We start from the raw sequence: 19,336 nt of genomic DNA on the forward strand, positions 1-19,336 counted from the left end.
ACTGGGTCCGTGGATTTATGCTGATTCTGGGTCCGGTGTTGAACATGAGCAGGACGACGGATCGGCGCGGCGGTCGGGACGGGTCGCCGCGGGTGGTGGTCGTCGACGACTCCCCGTTCATGCGGGGTCTGATAAGCGATCTCTTGAGCGATGCGGGGGTCGCGGTCGTCGGCGAGGCGGGAGACGGAGAAGAGGCGCTCTCGGTGGTCGCCGAGGAGCGCCCCGACGTCGTGACGATGGACGTCGAAATGCCCGGGATGGGTGGACTCGAAGCCGTCGAGCGGCTGATGGAGGAGACGCCGACGCCGGTGTTGATGCTGTCGGCGCACACGGACGAGGGCGCGGAGGTCACCTTCGAGGCGCTCGACCGCGGGGCGGTCGACTTCTTCGCCAAGCCCGGCGGCGAGGTCTCGACCGGCGTCTCGCGCGAGTCCGAGCGGCTCGTCGAGGCGGTGCGGTCGGTCGCGGACGCCGACCTCGACGCCGCGACGCGCGAGCGGGACGACCCCAGCTCCGCGGCGTCGGAGCGGTCGGACGCCGGGTCCGACGCCGGCGCGGTCGACGTGGACGGCCCCCTGACCGTGGTCATCGCGGCGTCGACCGGCGGCCCGAACGCGGTCGAGCGCGTGCTGTCGGCGCTGCCGATGGCGGACTGCCGCGTGGTGATCGTCCAGCACATGCCGGAGGCGTTCACGTCGCGGTTCGCGAACCGGCTCGACGAGGCGTCCGCGTACGACGTGCGCGAGGCGAGCGACGGGGCGCGGATCGGTGCCGGCGAGGCGCTCGTCGCCCGCGGCGGCAGCCACACCCTGATCGACAGCTACCGCTCGGGGCGGCTCCGCGTCAAGCTCGACGCGGACGACGACTCCCACACCGTCACTCCCGCGGCCGACGTGACGATGCGTTCGGCCGCCGAGGTGGTCGACGACCCGCTCGTCGGCGTCGTGCTGACCGGGATGGGCTCGGACGCCGCCGAGGGGATCCGCGCGATGGCCGACGCCGGGGCCCGGACGCTCGCGCAGAGCGAGGGGACCTGCGTCATCTACGGGATGCCGAAGCGCGCCGTCGAGACCGGCGGGGTCGACGAGGTACACGACCTCGACGACGTCGCCGGCGCGATCGTTGGGGGTGAGGCCTGATGGACTCCCACCGCGCCGCGTTCGTCGCCGAGGCGGAAGACGGGATCACGGACCTGAACAACGCGCTGCTCGCCCTCGAAGCCGACCCAGAGGACGCCGAGGCGATGGACGACGTGTTCCGCGTTGCGCACACCCTGAAGGGCAACGCCGCGGCGATGGGGTACGAAGACGTCTCCGACTTCGGACACGCCCTCGAGGACCTGCTGGACGCGGTCCGGCAGGGCGAGCGCGAGGTGTCCCCCGAGCTGATGGACCTCCTCTTCGAGGGGGTCGACGCCGTCGAGGCGATGGTGTCCGAGATCGCCGACACCGGCGAGGTGTCGACGGACCCCTCGGACCTCGAGTCGCGCCTGCGCGAGATGGAGGAACACGGCACCGTCGGCGGCGACGAGGGCGACGAGTCCGGGGCCGACGACGACGGGGGCGACGACGGCGAGAGCGACGGGGCCGCCGACGCCGACGACCCCGGCGCAGACGAGGACGCCGAAAGCGGCGACGACGCGCCCGACGTCTCGGTGCCGGAGCCGCCCGCGGCCGCGGCCGACCTGCCCGAGCCGGTCGCGTACGCGGACGTGACGATCGGCGAGGCGAAGATGGCGGGGGTCGACGCGGCGCTCGTCCTCCAGGCCCTCGACGAGCAGTTCGACGCGCACGCGACGGACCCCGACCCGGAGGCGCTGGAGGACGGCGAGTACGACGAGCGGTTCGACGCGTTCGTCGGCGGCACCGAGCCCGCGGTCCTCGCCGAGGGGCTCGAGGCGCTCACGCAGGTCGAGTCGGTGACGGCGGTCGCGCTCGACGGGTCGGCGGACGGCGACGCGGTCGACGACACCGAGGCGACGGCGGCGGACGCGACGGGCGACGCCGCCGACGCGGTCGAGGAGACGGCCGCGGACGCCGCGAGCCACGAGGCCGACGGCGAGCTCGATGCCCCCGACCCCGAGCCGACCGAATCCGAGGGCGTCGACGGTGAGACCGGCGACGCGGACTCGGAGGGCGACGGGGCGGAATCCGAGAGCGACGCCGGATCGGGCGACGAGACGGACTCCGGGAGCGACGACGGCGGGTCGTCCTCCGGCGGCTCGGACTCCAAGTCCGCCGACGAGATCAAGTCGATCCGGGTCGACGTCGATCAGGTCGACGAGCTGTACGGGCTGGTCGAGCAGCTGGTGACGAGCCGGATCAAACTGCGCCGCGAGATCGAGGGGACGGACGCCGAGTCCGACGCGTTAGACGAGCTGGACAAGCTCGCCTCCAGCCTTCAGGACACGGCGATGGACATGCGCCTCATCCCGTTCTCGCAGGTGTCCGACTCGTTCCCGCGGCTCGTCCGCGACATCTCGCGGGACCTCGACAAGCGGATCGACTTCCAGATCGAGGGCGACGACGTGGAGCTGGACCGGACGATCCTCACGGAGATGCGCGACCCGCTCGTGCACGTCCTGCGGAACGCGGTCGACCACGGGATCGAGTCGCCGGAGGAGCGCGAGGCCGCGGGGAAGGACCCGACCGGCCACGTGGAGCTGACCGCCGAGCGCGAGCGCGACCACGTCATCATCGAGGTGACCGACGACGGCGGGGGGCTCGACCCCGACCAGCTCCGCGACAAGGCGGTCGACGAGGGCGTCAAGAGCCGCGAGGCGGTCGAGGCGATGGAGGACGACGAGGTGTACGACCTCGTGTTCCACCCCGGCTTCTCCACCGCGGAGGAGGTCACGGATGTCTCCGGCCGCGGCGTCGGCATGGACGTGGTGCGGACGACCGCGCGCGACCTCGACGGCTCCGTCTCGATCGAGAGCGAGCCGGGCGAGGGGAGCACGGTCCGGTTCCGGCTCCCGGTCACCGTCGCCATCGTGAAGGTGATGTTCGTCGACGTCGGCGGCACGGAGTACGGCATCCCGATCAAGTCGATCGCGGAGGTCGCCCGCGCCGACGACGTCGAGGAGGTCCACGGCGACGAGGTTGTCAGACACGAGGACGACCTCTATCCCGTCGTCAGGCTGAACGAGCGGCTCGGCGAGGTCGACCCCGGCGCGGTCGAGGCGTCCGCGGCGGCCGCCGACGAGACCCCGGCCGCCGACGGCGGCGTCGCGGTCGACGACGAGACCGCCGACGTCCCGGGCCCCGACGACGAGGGCGCGGCCGAGGGGGCCGGAAGCCCGACCGACGACGGCATGCTCGTCCGGATCCGCGAGGAGACACGGCAGGTCGCGCTCCACTGCGACGCGGTGCTGGATCAGGAGGAAGTGGTCGTCAAACCGCTCGACGGTCCGCTCTCGGGGACGCCCGGCCTCAGCGGCACGGCCGTCCTCGGCGACGGGGACGTCGTTGCCGTGCTCGACGTGGTGAGCCTATGAGCGAAGCGGGCGACGAGGGCGAAACGGCGTTTGAAGGGGTCCTCCGGCAGATCGACGACACGGTCCCGTTCGAGCCGGGGTACTACAACGAGTCGTATCTCGACCGTCGGATCACGGCGCGGATGCGGCGGCGCGACACGGAGTCGCACGCCGAGTACGAGCGCATCCTCCGCGACGACGAAGACGAGCGGCAGGCGCTGATGGACGCGCTCACGATCAACGTGACGGAGTTCTTCCGCAACCCGGAGATGTGGGACGTCCTCCGCGAGGTGTTACGCGAGCGGACCGCGGACCAGCGGCGCGTCAGGGTGTGGTCCGCGCCGTCGGCCGACGGCCGCGAGCCGTACTCCGTCGCGATGTTAGCCTGCGACGACGACGAGATAGACGAGTCGCGCGTGGAGGTGCTCGGCTCCGACATCAGCGAGGAGGCGCTCGACAACGCCCGAGAGGGAGTCTACCACACGACGCGGACGACCGACATCGCCGAGGAGCTGGAGCCGCTCTCGGACCCGGACCGCTACGTCGAGCGCGACGAGGACACGTTCCGGGTGCGCCCGGCGGTCAAGCGCCTCGTCGACTTCGAGACGCACGACCTGATCCGCGACGGGGCGCGCGACCCCTTCGACGTGGTGTTGTGTCGCAACCTGCTGATCTACATCGACATCGACCACAAGGCCGCCCTGTTCGACACGCTGGAGGCGTCGCTCGCCGACGACGGCGTCCTCGTGTTGGGGATGACGGAGAGCGTCCCCCCGAACCGGAGCGACCGCTACGAACCGATCGACAAGCGACGACGGGTGTTCGGGAGGCGCTGATGTCGCTGTACCAGCACGCTCGGGACGGGAACGTGGAGCCGCTCCGGGACGCGCTCGGCAGCGACAGCGCGGCCGTCCGCCGCCGCGCCGCCGAGTTCCTCGGCGAGATCGGCGAGGAGAGCGACCAGCCGACGGTCGACGGCCTGCTCCGCGCCGCGACCACCGACGACGACCCGGAGGTCCGCGGGGCCGCCGTCGACGCGCTGGACGCCATCGGCGAGGGGGCGCTCCAACAGCTCCTCGAAGAGCTCACCGGGGGCGGCAACGACGGCGAGGCCGAGTGGGTCACCGCGCGCAAGTTCGCGCGCGCCCTCGAGGCCGACCGCCCGGAGCTCCGCATGGCCGCGGCGAACGCGCTCGGGCGGCTCGACGACGCCAGCGGCCTCCAGCCGCTCGTCGGGGCGCTCGACGACGGGGACGAGCGCGTCCGCCTGCGCGCGGCGCAGGCCTGCGGCACCTTTGCGGACGCGCGGGCCGTCCCCGGGCTCCGGGACGCGCTCGGCGACGAGGACCCGCGCGTGCGCCGCGCCGCGGCGAACGCTCTCGGAGAGATCGGCACCGACGAGGCGCTGTCGCCCCTCCTCGACCTGCTCAGCGACGGCGACGAGTCGATCCGGCGGATCGCGGCCGGCGCGCTCGGGAAGGCGAGCAACCCCGATCCGGTCGAGCCGCTCGCGCGGGCGCTCGGCGACGAGAGCGCGGTCGTCCGCAACGCGGCGGTGTACTCCGTCATCGAACTGCTCTCGAACGTGCCGACCCAGCAGAGCCACGCGGTCCGCGATCAGGTCGTCTCGGAGCTGAAGGAGGCCGACGACGCGACGGTCGTCGAACCGCTCGTCGAGATCCTCACCGACGGGCAGCAGTCCCGCCAGCGCCGGAACGCGGCGTGGATCCTCGGGCGCGTGGCGGACCCGGACGCGTCGACGGCGGTGGAAGCGCTCGCGGACGCGCTCGCGGACGACGACCCGCAGACCGCGCAGTTCGCGGCCACGAGCCTCAAGAGCCTCGGCGGGCCGGTCGTCGAGGACCGTCTGCTCGACAAGCTCGGCCCCGAACACCCGGAGGACGCCCGCGCGAAGGCGGTGTTCGTCCTCGGGCAGATCGGCGGGCAGGAGACGCTGAACCGCCTCGAGGAGTACGCCGACGACGACAGTCAGGCCGTCAGAAAGCGCGTGTTCTCGGCCGTCTCGAAGCTGCGCGCAGGGGGGCCGTAAATGTCCCAAGAGGACAGCGAGTACAAGATCACCGACACCCAAGCGAAGTTCGCGGTCGCGGTCCGCGAGGGGCGCAAGGTGAGCGACGTCTCGTGGACCCCCGGGCGGGTCCTCCTCTCGAACCGGCGGCTCATCCTCGCCGGCAACGACGGGAAGCGGACCGTCCCGCTGTCGAAGCTGGAGCGGCTCGGCGGCCGCCACGACGCGAACCAGACGGTCGCGCGCGTCTCCAACTACGTGAGCTTCGATCTGGGCGAGCAGGTGCTGCTCGTCGCCGCCTCCGACCACGAGTCGTTCGAGCGCGACGTCTACCGCGCGCTGCTCGACCAGAAGACGGTGATGGCGAAACACCCCGCGATCGAGGGGGGCGTCGTCCAGGACACCGAGTGGGAGCAGGCCCGCGTGAAGATCGACGACAACGGGCTCAACGCCGCCCTAGAGCGCGGCGTCTTCGTGAAGTTCGACCTCGACGACATCAGCGGTCTCGACGCGGCGAAACGCACCGTCAACGGCGGCAAAAAGCCCGTCATCGAGGTGTCTCACACCGACGACGAGGGGACGAGCATCGAGACGCACGTCGCGGGCGATCCGAACCGGATGCGGTTCGTCGAGTCGTGGCTGCGGAAGGGCGAGGAGCGCTCCTCGACGAACGTCGACCTCTCCAGCCGCGACCGGGAGGTGCTGATGGCGCTGTACTCCGGCGTCTCGCCGTTCGAGATCCCCTCGTTCCTCGGGATGGAAGTCGACGACGTCGAGGAGACGTTCGAGCGGCTCGTCGAACTCGAAGTGGTCGAGGAGGTCCGGATTCGGCGGGAGGTCGCGCTCAATTCCCGCGGGCGCAACATCGCCAGCGAGGCGATGAACGAGCAGTAGCCGGCGACGCCACTTTTCGATCTGGGGCGGCTCCCGTCGCCGCGTCGAAGCACGCTTAAGTCGATGCCGCGTCGAGTCCGTCCATGAGCTACGAGGCGGTGCTTTTCGACCTCGACAACACGCTGTACCCGTACGATCCCTGTAACGAGGCGGGCAAGCGGGCCGCGCTCAACGCCCTCCGCGAGCGCGGGTACGAACTGGACCGCGAGGCGTTCGACGACCTGTACGCGACCGGCCGCCGCGAGGCGAAACGCGAGACGCGCACCACCGCCGCGTCCCACGACCGGCACGTCTACTTCAAGCGCGGACTGTACCGACACGCCGGCGAGCCGGACGTCGCGGGCGCGCTGGCGGCCGGCGACGCCTACTGGGACGGCTTCGTCGAGGAGATGGCCCTCTGTGCGGGCGTCGAGCCGCTCTTCGACGCGCTCTCGGCGGCGGGGACCGACGTCGCGGTCGTGACCAACCTCACGACGCGAGTCCAGCTGCGCAAGCTCGCGCACCTCGGGATCGACGACCGGCTGGACCTGCTCGTCACCTCCGAGGAGGTCGGCCGCGAGAAGCCGAGCGCGCTCCCGTTCGCGACCGCGCTCGCCGAACTCGACTACCGGCCGTCCGAGGCGCTCGCGGTCGGCGACAACGTCGACGCCGATATCGCCGGCGCGAACGCCGTCGGCACCGACACGGCGCTGTTCGTCGCCGACGGCGACGCGCCCGCCGCGGCGGAGCTCACCGGTCCGCGCCGCCCCGACTATCAACTCGACTCCCTCGCCGACCTGACGGAGGTGGCGGCGTGAGCCGCGACGGCTCCGCGGCCGACGGCGGTCCGGACGCGAACCCCGACCTGCTCCGCGAGGCGCGCGAGGCGGTCGTCGAGAACGCGCCCGCGCTGGCGGCCCTCACGCCCGGCCGGACCGGGAACCTGAGCGTTCGGGAGGGGAACCGCGTCGCCGTCACCCCCACCGGCGTCCCGTACGACTCCTTCGACGCCGTCGACGTGCCCGTGGTCTCGCTGGAGGGCGAGCGGCTGGCCGGGCGGATGGCCCCGTCGAGCGAGGTGCCGATGCACACGGGCATCTACGGGCACGATCGGCCGGGCGCGATCGTCCACACCCACTCGCCGTGGGCGACGACGATGGCGACGCTCGGCCGGAAGCTCCCGCCGATCCACTACATGATCGCCGCGGTGGGCCGGGAGGTGCCGCTGGCCGACTACGCGCCGTACGGGACCGAGGAGCTGGCCGCCAACGTCGTCGCCGCGATGGCCGAGGCCGACTCCGACGCGGCCATCCTCGCGAACCACGGGCTGGTGGTGACCGGTCCCGACGTCGAGACGGCCGTCGAGAACACCCGCCACGTCGAGGACATCTGCCGGCTCTACCTCCGCGCGTCCGCGGTCGGCGAGCCGAACGTCCTCTCCGCCGAGCAGATGGCGACCGTCGAGGAGCGGTTCGAGAGCTACGGCCAGCAGCCGGACGCCGAGTGACCTCCGGCCGCTCCGGCAGTCGGCCGGTTTTATAAATACGCGGCGGGTTACGGGATCGGTATGACAGACACGGAGCCGGCCCCGGCGGTCCGCGAGACCGCCGAGGCGATCGCGACCATGGAGATACGCGGTGCGGCGACCATCGCCTCCGCGGCCGCCGAGGCGCTCGCCGAGCAGGCCGAGGCGGCGGCCGAGGCGGACGCGACCGCGAGCGACCCCGAGGCGTTCCGCGCGTCGCTGCGCGCCGCGGGGCGCACCCTCCGCGAGACGCGGCCGACCGCGGTGTCGCTGCCGAACGCCCTCCGGTACGTCCTCCAGCGGATGGAGGGGGAGACGGTCGACGCGCTCCGGGACAGCGTCGTCGACGCGAGCGACGCGTTCGTCCGCCAGCTCGACCGCGCGCAGGACGACCTCGGGGAGGTCGGCGCGAACCGCCTCGCGGACGGCGACACGGTGATGACGCACTGCCACTCCACCGACGCGCTCGCGTGTATCGAGGCCGCGGTCGAACAGGGGAAGTCGATCTCGGCGGTCGTCAAGGAGACGCGGCCGCGCCAGCAGGGCCACATCACGGCCGAGGCGCTCCGGGAGATGGGCGTCCCCGTCACGCTGATCGTCGACTCGGCGGCGCGGCGGTACCTCGACGAGGTCGACCACGTGGTCGTCGGTGCCGACTCGATCGCCGCGGACGGCGGCGTCATCAACAAGATCGGCACCTCGGGGCTGGCGGTCAACGCCCGCGAGCGCGGCGTCCCGATCATGACCGCGGCCCAGACGATCAAGCTCCACCCGGAGACGCTGACGGGCCACACCGTCGAGATCGAGATGCGCGACGAGGCCGAGGTGATCGAGTCGGAGGCCCGCGAGGCGATCGGCGAGGTAGCGGTCGAGAACCCGGCGTTCGACGTGACGCCGCCGCGGTACATGGACGCGATCGTCACCGAACACGGGCAGTTCCCCCCGGAGAGCATCGTGACGCTGATGCGGGAGCTGTTCGGCGAGGGTGCCGCCGAACCGTGGGCGGAGCAATGAGCGGACGCGACGGCCCCGCGGGCGACGACGCCCCGGACGGCGACGCCGACCGACGCGACCCTCGGGTCGCCGACGGCGGCGCGGACGACGCCGACGACGCGCCAGCCGACGGCGAAGCGGACGAAAACAAGGAGGGCGTCGACGACTGGGACGAGACGGTCGCGGAGTGGGACCGCGAACTCGACGAGTGGGAGGGCGACGACGCGCCCGCCGACGGCGGCGAGGGCGGTGACGGCGGAGCGGGGACCGACGGCGGGGCCGGGACCGACGACGCCGTCGACCCCGAGGTCGACGCCGATCCGGACCTCGGCCCCGAGGAGGGCGCTCGCGTCCCGAAGGTCGTCTCCGCGGGCCACATCAACTGGGACGTGACGATCCACGTCGACAGCCTCCCGGAGCCGGACGGCGAGACCCGGATCGAGCGGCTCGAACAGTCCGGGGGCGGCAGCGCCGCGAACGTCGCGGTCGGCCTCGTCGATCTGGGCGGCCAGTCGGTCGTCTACGGCAGCGTCGGCGGGGACGAGTCGGGGGCGCTGGCGTTGCGGGAGCTGTCGAAGGCCGGGGTCGACCCCGGACAGGTGCTCGTCGACGCCGCCGAGCCGACCTCGGTGAAGTACGTCGTCGTCGACGGGAGCGGGGAGCTGCTCATGCTCGCCAACGACGGCGCGAACGAGTCGTTCTCGGCGGCCGGGCTCGACCGCGACACGCTCGCGGCCGCCGACCACCTCCACCTCACCGGGCAACAGCCCGAGACCGCGGCGGCGCTCGCGACCGCGGCCGCGGAGGCGGGCGCGACCCGGAGCTTCGACCCCGGCCGCCGGGTGGCCGACCGCGAGTTCGACGCCGCGCTCGCGGCGAGCGACGTCCTGTTCCTGAACGACCGCGAGGCCGACGCGCTCGACGCCGAGACCGACGTCGACCCGTGGGAGCCGGACGACCGCGTCGTCGCGATCAAGCTCGGCGGCGAGGGCGCGACGGTCCGCACCCCGCACGGCAGCGTCTCGCACCCGGGGTTCGACGTCGACCCGGTCGACACGACCGGCGCGGGCGACGCCTTCGCGGCCGGGTTCCTCGCCGCCGCGCTGCGGGAGCCGGAGATCACCGGCGACGGGTTCTCGCACGACCCGCGCGACTACCAGGTGCCGATCTTGGTGGCGAACGCCTGCGGTGCCGTCGCGACCGAGTCGGTGACCGCGCGGACCGACCTCTCGTGGGAGCGCGTCCGCGAGACGATGGGCGAGTCGCCGGAGACGGACCTCCTCATCGAGGTCCGCGCCTGACGCGCGCCGTCGAAACCGAACGAGACCGGAGCGCCCGGCGGGTCGTCGTCAGGCCGAACGCCGCCCGCGAGACTACCGGTCGGGAACCCCGTCGCCGTCCCGGACCGTTCCCGTCTCGCCCCAGCCGTCCGTCACCGAGAGCCGGGCCGTCTCGGGGAGCGGGTCGCTCGTGACGCGGAGCAGCGCGGCCGAGTAGGTGACCGCCTCGCCGCAGGCCACGTCCTCGTCTTCGGCCCCCTGAACCGTCGCGTCCGCGACGAGGGTCCCGTCCTCGATTCCGACCCCGTCGAACGCGACCTCGTCGTGGCAGGTGGTCGGGCCGACGGACTCGACGTAGCAGACGACCGACTCCGAGAAGTCGGTCGCCGCGAGGAACTCGCGGGCCGGCTCGGGGGCCTCGTCGAGGATCCGCGTGCCGTCGCCGTTCGCCTCCGTGATCAGCACGCAGATCCCCCGCCGCTGCGTCCGGTCCCACGCCGGGCCGGAGAGCGGTTCGCCGACCTGGTGGACGGCGGTCGCGACCTCGCCGTCGCCCCCGCCGTCGTCACCGCCGTCTCCGTCCGTGTCGTTTCCGGCGTCGGTCGCGTCTCCGTCGTCGGAGCCGTTCCCGCCCGGCACAGGATCGCCGGTTCCGGTACACCCCGCGAGCGCGGCGACGCCCCCGGCGGCGACGCCGTAGATGGCCCTCCGTCGCGTGAACTCGCTCATACCCTGCGGTACGCGGCCGACGTATAAGGGCTTCGTGTACACACAAACAGCCGTCTGAGCGACCGCACCGGGCGGTTACCCCGGCTCGACGGCGGTTACGCCGGCTCGAACAGCGCCTCGATCCCGTCCCGGTCGAGGTCGGCGGCGAGGCCGAGCGCGAGCGCGACCCGCGCCTTCGCGGCCGGGAGGTCCCCGGCGAACGTCACCCCGTGCTCGGCGAGCGTGACGGCTCCACCCGGCGTTCCGTACACCGGTTCCGTCGGTCCGGCCGGGGGACGGCCCGCCACGACCACCGGGACGGAGCCGACCGCCTCGCCGATCGCGTCGCCGAGCGCGCCGGTGACGTTCCCGAGTCCGGTCCCCTCCACGACGACCCCGCCGACGCCCGCGTCGAGCGCGCGTTCGAGCGCGCCCGCGCCGACGCCCGTCCCGGAGTGGATCACCGGGACCTCGGGCACGGCCGCGGCGTCGTCGACCGCGTCCGCGAGGGGGTCGAGCGACACGCCGCGCTCGGGCCTCCGAAGGAGTCGCGATGCGGCGCGGGTGAACGTCGCGACCGGCCCCGCCTCCGGCGAGGTCATCGTCGACAGCGCGTTGCTGTGGCCCTTCACGACGTCGCGGGCCGCGTGGAGTTCGTCGTCGAACGCGACGTGGACCCCGGGCGCGAACCGGTCGTCCGCGGCCGCCCGGACCGCGAGCGCGAGGTTCGCGGGCACGTCGCTGGAGGGTTCATCGAGGCGACGCTGCGCGCCGGTGACGACGACCGGCGCGTCGAGGTCGCTGAGCAGGTCCAGCGCGAACGCGGTGTCCGCGAGGGTGTCCGTCCCGTGCGTGACGACGACGCCGTCCGCGCGCTCCTCGGCGGACTCGCCCGCCTCGCCGGACTCGCTCGGTCCGCCGGCGTCGTCCGGCCCCTCGCCGACCGCGTCGCGCGCGGCGGTCGCGGTCGCGAGCACGTCCTTCCACCGGACGTCGAACCCGGGCTGTGAGCACACCTCTCGGGTAGTCACCCGGGCGTGGTCCGTCACGGCCGGCACCGCCTCCACGAGGTCGGCCCCGGTCTTCTCGGGGGCCGCGCCGTCGTCGCCCGGCTCCGAGGCGATGGTGCCGCCGCAGGCGACGACCGCCACCAGCGGGCGGCCGCCGTCGGCGCGCGCCGCGGAGCGGTCTCGGTCGGTTCGGTCCTCGCGTCGGCCGCAGCGGTCGGTTCCGTTCACACCACTCCCTCACTCCCGACGGACAAATCGGTTGGTGCCGCGGCAGTCGCCCGCCGCGGGCGTCAACGGGGTCGGACCGATTCGCGGCGGTCGGATCGGACCCAAACTGCCGGATCGGTGAAGACACCGAAACAAACGATTAGCGGGGTCTGTAAACATTTAAACCGAATCTGAGGCGGTTTTAAAACGTCCCGGACGGCCGAGAAACGTGGTGAAATTCGCCGAACCCTCGTCGGGCTATATGTGGTCCCCCGTCGTACGGAGGAGTGTCCATGTCAACCCCCGCTCCCACGCAGATCGCCTCCGGCGAACGGCTCGCCGGGCTGATGACCGGCACCGTCAAGGCCGCCGCCTTCTGGGCGGCCATCGCGATTCCCGCCGCGTACCCCGTCCTGCTGTACTCGGGGCTCGACGGCGGCACCGGCCGGCTGTTCGTCGCCCTCCTGTTCGCCAACGCCCTCGCGCTCGCGCTCGGCCACGACTACAAGCGCTGAGGACACCCGTCGAATCGCTCGGCCGACCGACGCCGCGACGCGTGGACGCCGACGCGACGCCCTCCCGCCCTCCGTCTTCTGCCGCCCCTCGCCGACCAGCGTCTCTCTTCCGGGCCACCGTCTGCCGCCTCCGGCCTCGTCCCTCGGCTTCCGCTCTCGAAGCGCTTACCCCCGCCCCGGTCCGACTGCGGATATGAGCGACGAGACTCGCGTCGAGTGGCGCGACTGGGGTCCCGAGGCGTTCGCCGAGGCGGACGAGCGCGACTGCCCGGTGCTGCTCTCGCTGTCGGCCACGTGGTGCGAGGGCTGTCACGAGATGGACGCGACCACCTACGCGGAGCCGCGGATCGCCGCCAACGTCAACGAGGGGTTCGTCCCCGTCCGCGTCGACGTCGACCGCCACCCGCGAGTCCGAGAGCGGTACAACATGGGCGGGTTCCCGACGACCGCCTTCCTCACCCCCGAGGGGGAACTGCTGACCGGCGCGGGGTACCTCGACGTCGACGGCATGCGGCAGGTCCTCGAATCGGTCCGGACGATGTGGGCCGACAAGGGCCGGGACGCGGGGCGGATCCCCCGCGCGCTGAACGCCGACCTCCCGCCCCGCGGCGACCTCACCGACGGGATCGAGAGCCACCTCGCGGGCCAGTTGGAGGCGAAGTACGACGACGAGTACGCCGGCTGGGGAACGGACGCGAAGTTCCCGCTGCCGCGCACCGTCGAGTTCGCGCTGAAGCGCGACCGCGACCGCGCGCTGCGGACGCTCGACGCGGTCCGCGACCACCTCGCCGACGACGTCGCGGGCGGATTCTTCCGGTACGCGGGCACCCGCGACTGGGGCGACGTCGCCTACGAGAAGCCGCTCGACACGAACGCCGCGGTGACCCGCGCGTTCGCGAACGCGTTCCTCTACACCGGCGACGACGCCTACCTCGACCCCGCGCTCGACGCCGTCGGCTTCCTCACCGACGACCTCTGGACGGGCTACGGCGTCGGCGGGAGCCTCGGCCCTGGACTCGGCCGGGCGTACTACGCGGCCCCGGCCGAGGACCGCGCGGACCTGGACGAACCGCGCCGCGACCTCACCGTCTTCGCCGGCGGCAACGCGCTCGCCGCGGACGCGCTGCTCGCGGTCGCCGCGTACACCGACGACGAGCGCGCCCGCGAGTACGCCGACCGGATCCTCGACGGCCTCGAACGCGACCTGATCGACGCCGAGAGCGGCGAGGTGACCCACTACCGCGGCAGCGACGAGGCCGGCGAGTCGGACCTGCTCGAAGACGCCGCCCGCGTCGTCGGCGCGTACGTCCGCGCCGCCGGCGTGCGGGGCGAGGGGGTCGACGTCGCCCGCGCGGTCGCGGACCGAGCGATCGACGAACTCCGCGTCGACGGCTCGTTCGTCGACGGCCCGCGCTCGGGGTCGGGGCTGCTCGACCGGTCGTTCCGGCCGCTCGACGCCAACGTGGAACTGGCGACGGCGCTGGCCGATCTCGCGGCGCTCACCGGCGATGACCGCTACCGCGAGGTCGCCCGCGAGACGGCCGAGGCGTTCGCCGGCGCGACCGAGCGGCTCAGCGTTCAGGTGGCCGGCTACGGGAGCCTCGCCGCCCGCCTCCGCCGCGGAACGACCGTCATCGCGGTCGGGACCGAACCGGGCAGCGACCTCCACCGCGCCGCGTGGCGGGTCGCGGACCACGAGAAGGTGGTCGCGCCGAACGCCCACGAGGACGGCGCGCCCGCGCCGCGGTCGGTCCCGGCGGGCACCGCGGTCGTCCTCGCGGGCGACGACGCCTCCGATCCGGCGGAAACGCCGGACGAGTTGATGGACCGCGTCGGCGACGTGCTGGCCTGACGCTCCGCCACGCTCCCGGCGCGGCGCGTCGCCGGATCGGGAGCGACGCGTCGTCGAATCGGCGACGCCCCGCGTCGTTCCCGCCCGGCGCGCTCGCGCGGATCGTAAACGTGCGACGCGTTTATACGGGTGCCGCGGCATCCCCGGGTATGGCATCTCTCCGCGACCTGGGGCTCTCCGAGTACGAGGCCCGGGCGTACCGCGCGCTCCTCCGGACCGGGCCGACCACCGCGAAGGACCTCTCCCGGGCGAGCGAGGTCCCCATGGGCCGGATCTACGACGTGCTCAACAGCTTGGAGCAGCACAGCTTAGTCCGCAGTCAGGCCGCGAGCCGCCCGAAGAAGTACGTCGCGGTCGAGCCGGACGCCGCGCTCGACCGCCTGCTCGACGAGAAGAAACAGGAGCTTCAGACGCAGGCCGAACAGTACGAGTCGGTGGTCGACGATCTGTCCGCCGAACTCGACGCCGGCGAGCCGGTCGACGGCCAGTTCTGGACCGCGGCCGTCGGCGCGGAGGAGGCGACGGACCTCCTCTTAGAGCGGATCGCCGCCGCGGAGCGCCGCGTCGTCGTGGTGGCCGGTGCGCCCGCGACCGGGTTCGACCTCGGCACGATCGGCGAGCGCGTGACGGCGGAGCTGGAGTCGGCGCTCGAACGCGGCGTGGAGATCCGCGTACTGCTGTCGCCGGAGACGGTGGACGCGCTCCCGCGGAGCGTCGGCCGGCGGTACACGTCGGAACTGGCCGAGGAGGACGGCTTCGAGGTCCGGACGACCCCCGGCGTCGACGGGACGTTCAACGTGTTCGACGAGATCGAGGTGTGTATCGAGGTGCCCCACCCGCTCTCGGCCGACGAGCCGTTCGCGATGATCGACGTGAAGGACATCGAGTTCGCGACGAGCGTCAAAGAGCAGTTCGAGCCGCGCTGGGCGGAGGCGGAGCCGCTGACGTTCGGGTGAGCGGTCCGCGACGATAGCTTATAAACGACGGTACGGCGGCGCGTGCCGACGAGCGCCCGCTTGGGCGCGAGTCGCACGCGCGAGGGAGTCAGTCGCCGGAGCGGAGCGACGGCGACTGACGAGGCTGGGGAGGTGTGAGGCGCTGTGCGGTTGCGGGGGCGGGACTCGAAGGGGCAGCCGCGAGGGCGAAGCACGCCGACGTAAGCACCGCAGCGAAGGAGCGGCAGCGACTGAGCGAGGCGCACAACGAGGCGCGCGAGCCCTCGCGGCTGGGGCTTCGGCGGTCTCGGTCAGGGGTCGATCACGACGTGGTTGGATACGTACAGCCGAGCGGCTGGGGCTTCGGCGAGGTCCATCGCAGCGCCGCTAACTACTTATAAAGGGTTGCCAGCGACACCCGGACTCATGTAAAAAGCCCCAGCGACCGCGCCCACACGCACTTATCGGTCGAGTTCGTCCCGCAGGTCGCCCAGCCGGACCTCGCGTTCGGCGTGGGCGTTGTGCTGGTGGATCGACTCGTCGTTCGACTGTTTCATGTGGACCACGGCGTCGTCGGAGAGGTGCGGGAACTCGTCGACGGTTCCCTCGGCGAGCGCGCGGACGCAGTCCTCGACGAACTTCGCGTCCGCGTGGGCCTCGTAGGTCATGTGGTCCTCGTCGGGCCGCTTCGCCATGTTGTAGATGCGCGCGCTCATCGAGTCGCGGGCGACGTCGATCACGTCTCGGAGGTCGACGTCGGGATGACCGTCGGTCGTGATCGTCAGCGTCGCGTGCCCGCGCTGGGAGTGACCCGGCTGCGGGACGGCCTCTAGGAACTCCTCGGTCGTCTCCTCGTCGACGCCGAGCTGGGCGAGCTTGTCGCGGGCCCGCGACTCGCTCATCCCCTGCGAGCAGGGACAGACGGTCATGCCGGTGACCTCCGCGCCGATCTCCTCTCGCGTCCCGTCCTCGGTGGCGGTCGCGCTGGCGACGATCGTCGCCGTGCTCTGCGTCTCGATGCCGGACGCCGGCGTATCCTCACGGGTGACGAGCTCCGCCGTCATCGACACCTCGGCGGTGGTGGTATAGTCGTGCTTCTCGAGGAGTCGTTCGGCGGCGTCGCCGCAGACGTCCTCGACGCGGTACGCCTCCTCGCGAGTGATGTCTTCGAGGATCTCGTCGACCGTGGCGAGATTCCGCGACATGTCGATCCCCTTTCGGCCGCTGGGGAGGTCGACAAACACCTCGAACTCCGCCATGAGAACGATGGGTCGCTTGTCGCCCCGCGCCAGCTTGACGAGCTTCTCCACGCCGGTGACGCCGACCTGCGACAGCCCGACGGTGACGTCGGGCGCGGACGCCTGTACGTCCGGCAGCTGATGACTCATTACGAACATGATAGGGACTCCCGGGATTAGCCCTTTCGGAAGGGGGAGGTCCGTCTGGTAGTTGCGCGCGTGCGAGCCGGCGCGCGTGAGGGGCCTCCGCGCGTGACGGCCGTCCGCGACTGTCACGTGTGTGAGCCGCACACGCTCTGCGGCCCGTAACGCACGATTTATAACGGCGGCAGCGGAAGACATCTCAAGACCATGCCGAGTTCCAATGGGCCGCAGAAGGCGACTCGCGACAAGCTCTCGAACAAACCCCGCAACCGCGGCACCTCTCCGCCGCAGCGAGCGATTCAGGAGTTCGACGAGGGGTCGCAGGTCCACCTCAAGATCGACCCGAGCGTCCCCAAGGGACGTTTCCACCCGCGCTTCGACGGCCGGACGGGCACCGTCGTCGGCAAGCAGGGGTCGGCGTTCAAGGTGGAGATCCCGGACGGCGGCAAGACGAAGACGCTCATCGTCACCGCCGCCCACATGCGCGCCCAGCAGAACTGAGATGACGATCTTCAAAGAGAAGCTCGACGAGGAGTACGTCACCGTCTCCGAGGCGAAGGAGATCCTCGTGGAGATCGAAGACGAGCGCGCGGCCGACGAGGACCGTGACCTCCGCTACGAGCTGGCGCGCGCGATCGAGCACGTCAACCGGTTCGCGGACCTCGACGCCGACGAGTCCCGCGAGCTGGTCGAGGAGCTGACGGAGCTCGACCAGATCGACGTGCCGACCGCCGTGAAGATCACGGACCTGCTCCCGGAGGACCGCACCGAGCTCCGCTCGGTGTTCGCTCAGGAGCGCTACTCGCTCGACGGCGAGGAGCTCGACGAGATCCTCGACGTCGTCGCGAAGTACGCCTGACCGCGGACCGCCCCGTCCCCCGGCCACCCCGTTTTCGGCCGTCCGGTTTTCCGGCCGCGTGCTCCGCGGCGGTTCCGCGCGTTCGACCCGTCTCGTTCGAGCGAGCGCCCGCTCTCGCCAGCGGTTTTTTCACCGCTCGGAGCGATAAACGATACATGGACCACGCCGACGGCGACGGGACGCCGGGCGACGATCGAGACGGGGGTGACGACGCCGCGGACGCCGGAGCGGACGGCGTCGACGACGGCGGTCCCACCGCCGTCCTGCTCGACGTGCTGCCGAACGGCCGCCCGGACGACGACCGCCCGCAGTCGCGCAAGTCGCCGGTGGCGTACGGACTCGGGGACGCCTCGTTCGCGCTGTACGAGTTGTCGCTCGACGGCGACGCGGACGTCTCGGTCGGCGACCGGATCGCGCTCGACGGTTCCGCGGTCGGCCGGTACCGCGAGGTGTCGTTCGACGACCTCACCCGGAACGCGGCCGCGGAGATCGAGTACGCGGTCGAGGCGATCGTCGAGGCCGACGAGGAGCGGTTCGTCGACTTCTACAACGAGGCGGGCCCGATCACGCTCCGGCTCCACCAGCTGAACCTGCTGCCGGGGATCGGCAAGAAGCTGCGGAACGATCTGTTGGACGAGCGGAAGCGCGGCCCGTTCGAGGGCTTCGACGACGTCGAGGAGCGCATCGCCGGCCTCCACCGCCCCCGGGAGGTAATCTTAGAACGGATCGTCGAGGAGATCCGCGAGTCCGACCTGAAGTACCGGACGTTCGTCGGCCGCGAGGAGTGAGTCGGGCCGCTGTTTTCCGTCAGTTCTGACGGTTCCGGCGGTCGCATCGCTCCCGAAGGGTTCGCGGACGTCGACCGCGACCCGCCGTAGCGTCCCGGAAACGAGACTTTTACCCGAACTCCGCGTGTATCGCGGCCATGACCGACTCATCGACGGGTGAAGACGCCGCGTACGGGGACCGCGACCCCGACGCGCTCGCGAGGCGGGCCGGCTCGCGCGCCGACCCCGACCGCGACCAGCACTTCCTCGTCGACGACCGGGTCCTCGACCGGATCCCCGGCTACCTCCCGGACGACGCCGACCGAAGCCGTCTCTTGGAGATCGGCGGCGGCGCGGGCGCGCTCACGGACCGCCTGCTGGCGGCGGCGACCGCTCCTTCGACCGCCGGTGCGACCGCCGACACGGCCGCGGACGTGACTGGCGACACGGCCGCTGACGCGGCGGCCGAACCGGGGAACGTGACAGTGATCGAGCGTGACGCGGCCTTCGCCGACTTCCTCCGCGAGGAGTTCGCGACCGCGATCGCGGACGGCCTGCTCGACGTGGTGGAGGGCGACGCGCTCGACGTCGACCTCCCGCCCTTTACCGCCTGCGTCGCGAACCTCCCGTACGGCGTCTCCTCGGAGATCGCCTTCCGGCTGCTCCCCGAGAAGAAGCCGCTCGTGTTGATGTTCCAGGCGGAGTTCGCCGAGCGCATGGTGGCGTCGGCCGGCGAGTCCGAGTACGGCCGGCTCTCGGTCTCCGCGCAGCACTACGCCGACGTGGAGATCGTCGAGCGCGTCCCGAAGGAGGCGTTCGACCCGCAGCCGGCCGTCGAGAGCGCGGTCGTGCGCTGTACCCCTCGCGACCCCGACTACGCCGTCGGCGACGAGGCGTTCTTCCTCCGGTTCGTGAAGGCGCTTTTC

Annotated in this window: 19 protein-coding genes; 16 read left to right on the top strand and 3 right to left on the bottom strand. The window is 72.1% G+C overall.

Features of this window, described 5'->3' with window-relative positions:
* The first annotated feature begins 44 nt into the window (after positions 1-44).
* The 9 genes from cheB (at position 45) to C472_RS13130 (ending at position 10,196) form a co-directional block, all read left to right on the top strand.
* On the top strand, positions 45-1,139 hold the full coding sequence (gene cheB / locus C472_RS13090) for a chemotaxis-specific protein-glutamate methyltransferase CheB (protein ID WP_193788352.1): 1,095 nt from the start codon (positions 45-47) through the stop codon (positions 1,137-1,139).
* Positions 1,139-3,496 (top strand): chemotaxis protein CheA, encoded by a 2,358-nt coding sequence (locus tag C472_RS13095; RefSeq protein ID WP_006630325.1) that lies wholly within the window; start codon positions 1,139-1,141, stop codon positions 3,494-3,496. Before cheB ends, C472_RS13095 begins: the two co-directional genes overlap by 1 nt.
* Complete coding sequence (locus C472_RS13100; protein WP_006630326.1) at positions 3,493-4,311, top strand: CheR family methyltransferase; 819 nt, start codon at positions 3,493-3,495, stop codon at positions 4,309-4,311. The genes C472_RS13095 and C472_RS13100 overlap by 4 nt, the downstream gene beginning before the upstream one ends.
* Positions 4,311-5,525, top strand: coding sequence for a HEAT repeat domain-containing protein (locus C472_RS13105; protein WP_006630327.1), 1,215 nt, complete (start codon positions 4,311-4,313; stop codon positions 5,523-5,525). The genes C472_RS13100 and C472_RS13105 overlap by 1 nt, the downstream gene beginning before the upstream one ends.
* Entirely contained in the window at positions 5,526-6,398 is an 873-nt protein-coding gene (locus C472_RS13110; protein WP_006630328.1) for a CheF family chemotaxis protein, read from the top strand.
* Between the two features lie 83 nt (positions 6,399-6,481).
* On the top strand, positions 6,482-7,195 hold the full coding sequence (locus C472_RS13115) for an HAD family hydrolase (protein WP_006630329.1): 714 nt from the start codon (positions 6,482-6,484) through the stop codon (positions 7,193-7,195).
* Positions 7,192-7,884 carry a class II aldolase/adducin family protein gene (locus C472_RS13120; protein WP_006630330.1) on the top strand — a complete coding sequence of 231 codons (693 nt, stop codon included), beginning with the start codon at positions 7,192-7,194 and terminating at the stop codon, positions 7,882-7,884. The genes C472_RS13115 and C472_RS13120 overlap by 4 nt, the downstream gene beginning before the upstream one ends.
* A gap of 60 nt (positions 7,885-7,944) precedes the next feature.
* Entirely contained in the window at positions 7,945-8,916 is a 972-nt protein-coding gene (locus C472_RS13125; protein ID WP_006630331.1) for a ribose 1,5-bisphosphate isomerase, read from the top strand.
* The gene (locus tag C472_RS13130) at positions 8,913-10,196 is read left to right on the top strand and encodes a carbohydrate kinase family protein (protein WP_006630332.1); all 1,284 of its coding nucleotides are present in this window, start codon (positions 8,913-8,915) and stop codon (positions 10,194-10,196) included. Before C472_RS13125 ends, C472_RS13130 begins: the two co-directional genes overlap by 4 nt.
* 72 nt (positions 10,197-10,268) lie before the next feature.
* On the opposite strand, the gene C472_RS13135 is transcribed toward C472_RS13130, so the two are convergent.
* Positions 10,269-10,904, bottom strand: coding sequence for a hypothetical protein (locus tag C472_RS13135; protein WP_006630333.1), 636 nt, complete (start codon positions 10,902-10,904; stop codon positions 10,269-10,271).
* A gap of 95 nt (positions 10,905-10,999) precedes the next feature.
* On the bottom strand, positions 11,000-12,121 hold the full coding sequence (locus C472_RS13140; RefSeq protein ID WP_006630334.1) for an asparaginase: 1,122 nt from the start codon (positions 12,119-12,121) through the stop codon (positions 11,000-11,002).
* Between the two features lie 272 nt (positions 12,122-12,393).
* Here C472_RS13140 and C472_RS13145 point away from each other — a divergent pair, with 272 nt between their 5' ends.
* The 3 genes from C472_RS13145 (at position 12,394) to C472_RS13155 (ending at position 15,423) form a co-directional block, all read left to right on the top strand.
* Positions 12,394-12,615, top strand: coding sequence for a hypothetical protein (locus C472_RS13145; protein WP_006630335.1), 222 nt, complete (start codon positions 12,394-12,396; stop codon positions 12,613-12,615).
* A 193-nt stretch (positions 12,616-12,808) separates the two neighbouring features.
* Positions 12,809-14,467, top strand: a complete 1,659-nt coding sequence (locus tag C472_RS13150) for a DUF255 domain-containing protein (protein WP_006630336.1) — start codon at positions 12,809-12,811, stop codon at positions 14,465-14,467.
* A 149-nt stretch (positions 14,468-14,616) separates the two neighbouring features.
* Complete coding sequence (locus tag C472_RS13155; protein WP_006630337.1) at positions 14,617-15,423, top strand: TrmB family transcriptional regulator; 807 nt, start codon at positions 14,617-14,619, stop codon at positions 15,421-15,423.
* A 440-nt stretch (positions 15,424-15,863) separates the two neighbouring features.
* On the opposite strand, the gene mptA is transcribed toward C472_RS13155, so the two are convergent.
* Positions 15,864-16,790 carry a GTP cyclohydrolase MptA gene (gene mptA, locus C472_RS13160; protein ID WP_006630338.1) on the bottom strand — a complete coding sequence of 309 codons (927 nt, stop codon included), beginning with the start codon at positions 16,788-16,790 and terminating at the stop codon, positions 15,864-15,866.
* Between the two features lie 201 nt (positions 16,791-16,991).
* Here mptA and C472_RS13165 point away from each other — a divergent pair, with 201 nt between their 5' ends.
* The 4 genes from C472_RS13165 to C472_RS13180 form a co-directional block, all read left to right on the top strand.
* Positions 16,992-17,285 (top strand): 50S ribosomal protein L21e, encoded by a 294-nt coding sequence (locus C472_RS13165; protein WP_006112901.1) that lies wholly within the window; start codon positions 16,992-16,994, stop codon positions 17,283-17,285.
* 1 nt (position 17,286) lies between these two features.
* Positions 17,287-17,643, top strand: a complete 357-nt coding sequence (locus C472_RS13170) for an RNA polymerase Rpb4 family protein (RefSeq protein ID WP_006630339.1) — start codon at positions 17,287-17,289, stop codon at positions 17,641-17,643.
* 155 nt (positions 17,644-17,798) lie between these two features.
* Positions 17,799-18,431 (top strand): DUF655 domain-containing protein, encoded by a 633-nt coding sequence (locus tag C472_RS13175; RefSeq protein ID WP_006630340.1) that lies wholly within the window; start codon positions 17,799-17,801, stop codon positions 18,429-18,431.
* 137 nt (positions 18,432-18,568) lie between these two features.
* Positions 18,569-19,336: 16S ribosomal RNA methyltransferase A (locus C472_RS13180; RefSeq protein WP_006630341.1), on the top strand; the 768-nt coding region annotated here is incomplete at its 3' end.

It is taken from the genome of Halorubrum tebenquichense DSM 14210, assembly GCF_000337415.1.
Lineage (GTDB): Archaea > Halobacteriota > Halobacteria > Halobacteriales > Haloferacaceae > Halorubrum > Halorubrum tebenquichense.

Excerpts from the sequence above, each read along its gene's own strand:
- C472_RS13130 (WP_006630332.1), top strand. The coding sequence starts at position 8,913 with ATGAGCGGACGCGACGGCCCCGCGGGCGACGACGCCCCGGACGGCGAC.
- C472_RS13125 (WP_006630331.1), top strand. The coding sequence starts at position 7,945 with ATGACAGACACGGAGCCGGCCCCGGCGGTCCGCGAGACCGCCGAGGCG.
- C472_RS13170 (WP_006630339.1), top strand. The coding sequence starts at position 17,287 with ATGACGATCTTCAAAGAGAAGCTCGACGAGGAGTACGTCACCGTCTCC.
- C472_RS13165 (WP_006112901.1), top strand. The coding sequence starts at position 16,992 with ATGCCGAGTTCCAATGGGCCGCAGAAGGCGACTCGCGACAAGCTCTCG.
- C472_RS13095 (WP_006630325.1), top strand. The coding sequence starts at position 1,139 with ATGGACTCCCACCGCGCCGCGTTCGTCGCCGAGGCGGAAGACGGGATC.
- C472_RS13100 (WP_006630326.1), top strand. The coding sequence starts at position 3,493 with ATGAGCGAAGCGGGCGACGAGGGCGAAACGGCGTTTGAAGGGGTCCTC.
- mptA (WP_006630338.1), bottom strand. The coding sequence starts at position 16,790 with ATGAGTCATCAGCTGCCGGACGTACAGGCGTCCGCGCCCGACGTCACC.
- cheB (WP_193788352.1), top strand. The coding sequence starts at position 45 with ATGAGCAGGACGACGGATCGGCGCGGCGGTCGGGACGGGTCGCCGCGG.
- C472_RS13150 (WP_006630336.1), top strand. The coding sequence starts at position 12,809 with ATGAGCGACGAGACTCGCGTCGAGTGGCGCGACTGGGGTCCCGAGGCG.
- C472_RS13105 (WP_006630327.1), top strand. The coding sequence starts at position 4,311 with ATGTCGCTGTACCAGCACGCTCGGGACGGGAACGTGGAGCCGCTCCGG.
- C472_RS13175 (WP_006630340.1), top strand. The coding sequence starts at position 17,799 with ATGGACCACGCCGACGGCGACGGGACGCCGGGCGACGATCGAGACGGG.
- C472_RS13135 (WP_006630333.1), bottom strand. The coding sequence starts at position 10,904 with ATGAGCGAGTTCACGCGACGGAGGGCCATCTACGGCGTCGCCGCCGGG.
- C472_RS13115 (WP_006630329.1), top strand. The coding sequence starts at position 6,482 with ATGAGCTACGAGGCGGTGCTTTTCGACCTCGACAACACGCTGTACCCG.
- C472_RS13155 (WP_006630337.1), top strand. The coding sequence starts at position 14,617 with ATGGCATCTCTCCGCGACCTGGGGCTCTCCGAGTACGAGGCCCGGGCG.
- C472_RS13110 (WP_006630328.1), top strand. The coding sequence starts at position 5,526 with ATGTCCCAAGAGGACAGCGAGTACAAGATCACCGACACCCAAGCGAAG.
- C472_RS13145 (WP_006630335.1), top strand. The coding sequence starts at position 12,394 with ATGTCAACCCCCGCTCCCACGCAGATCGCCTCCGGCGAACGGCTCGCC.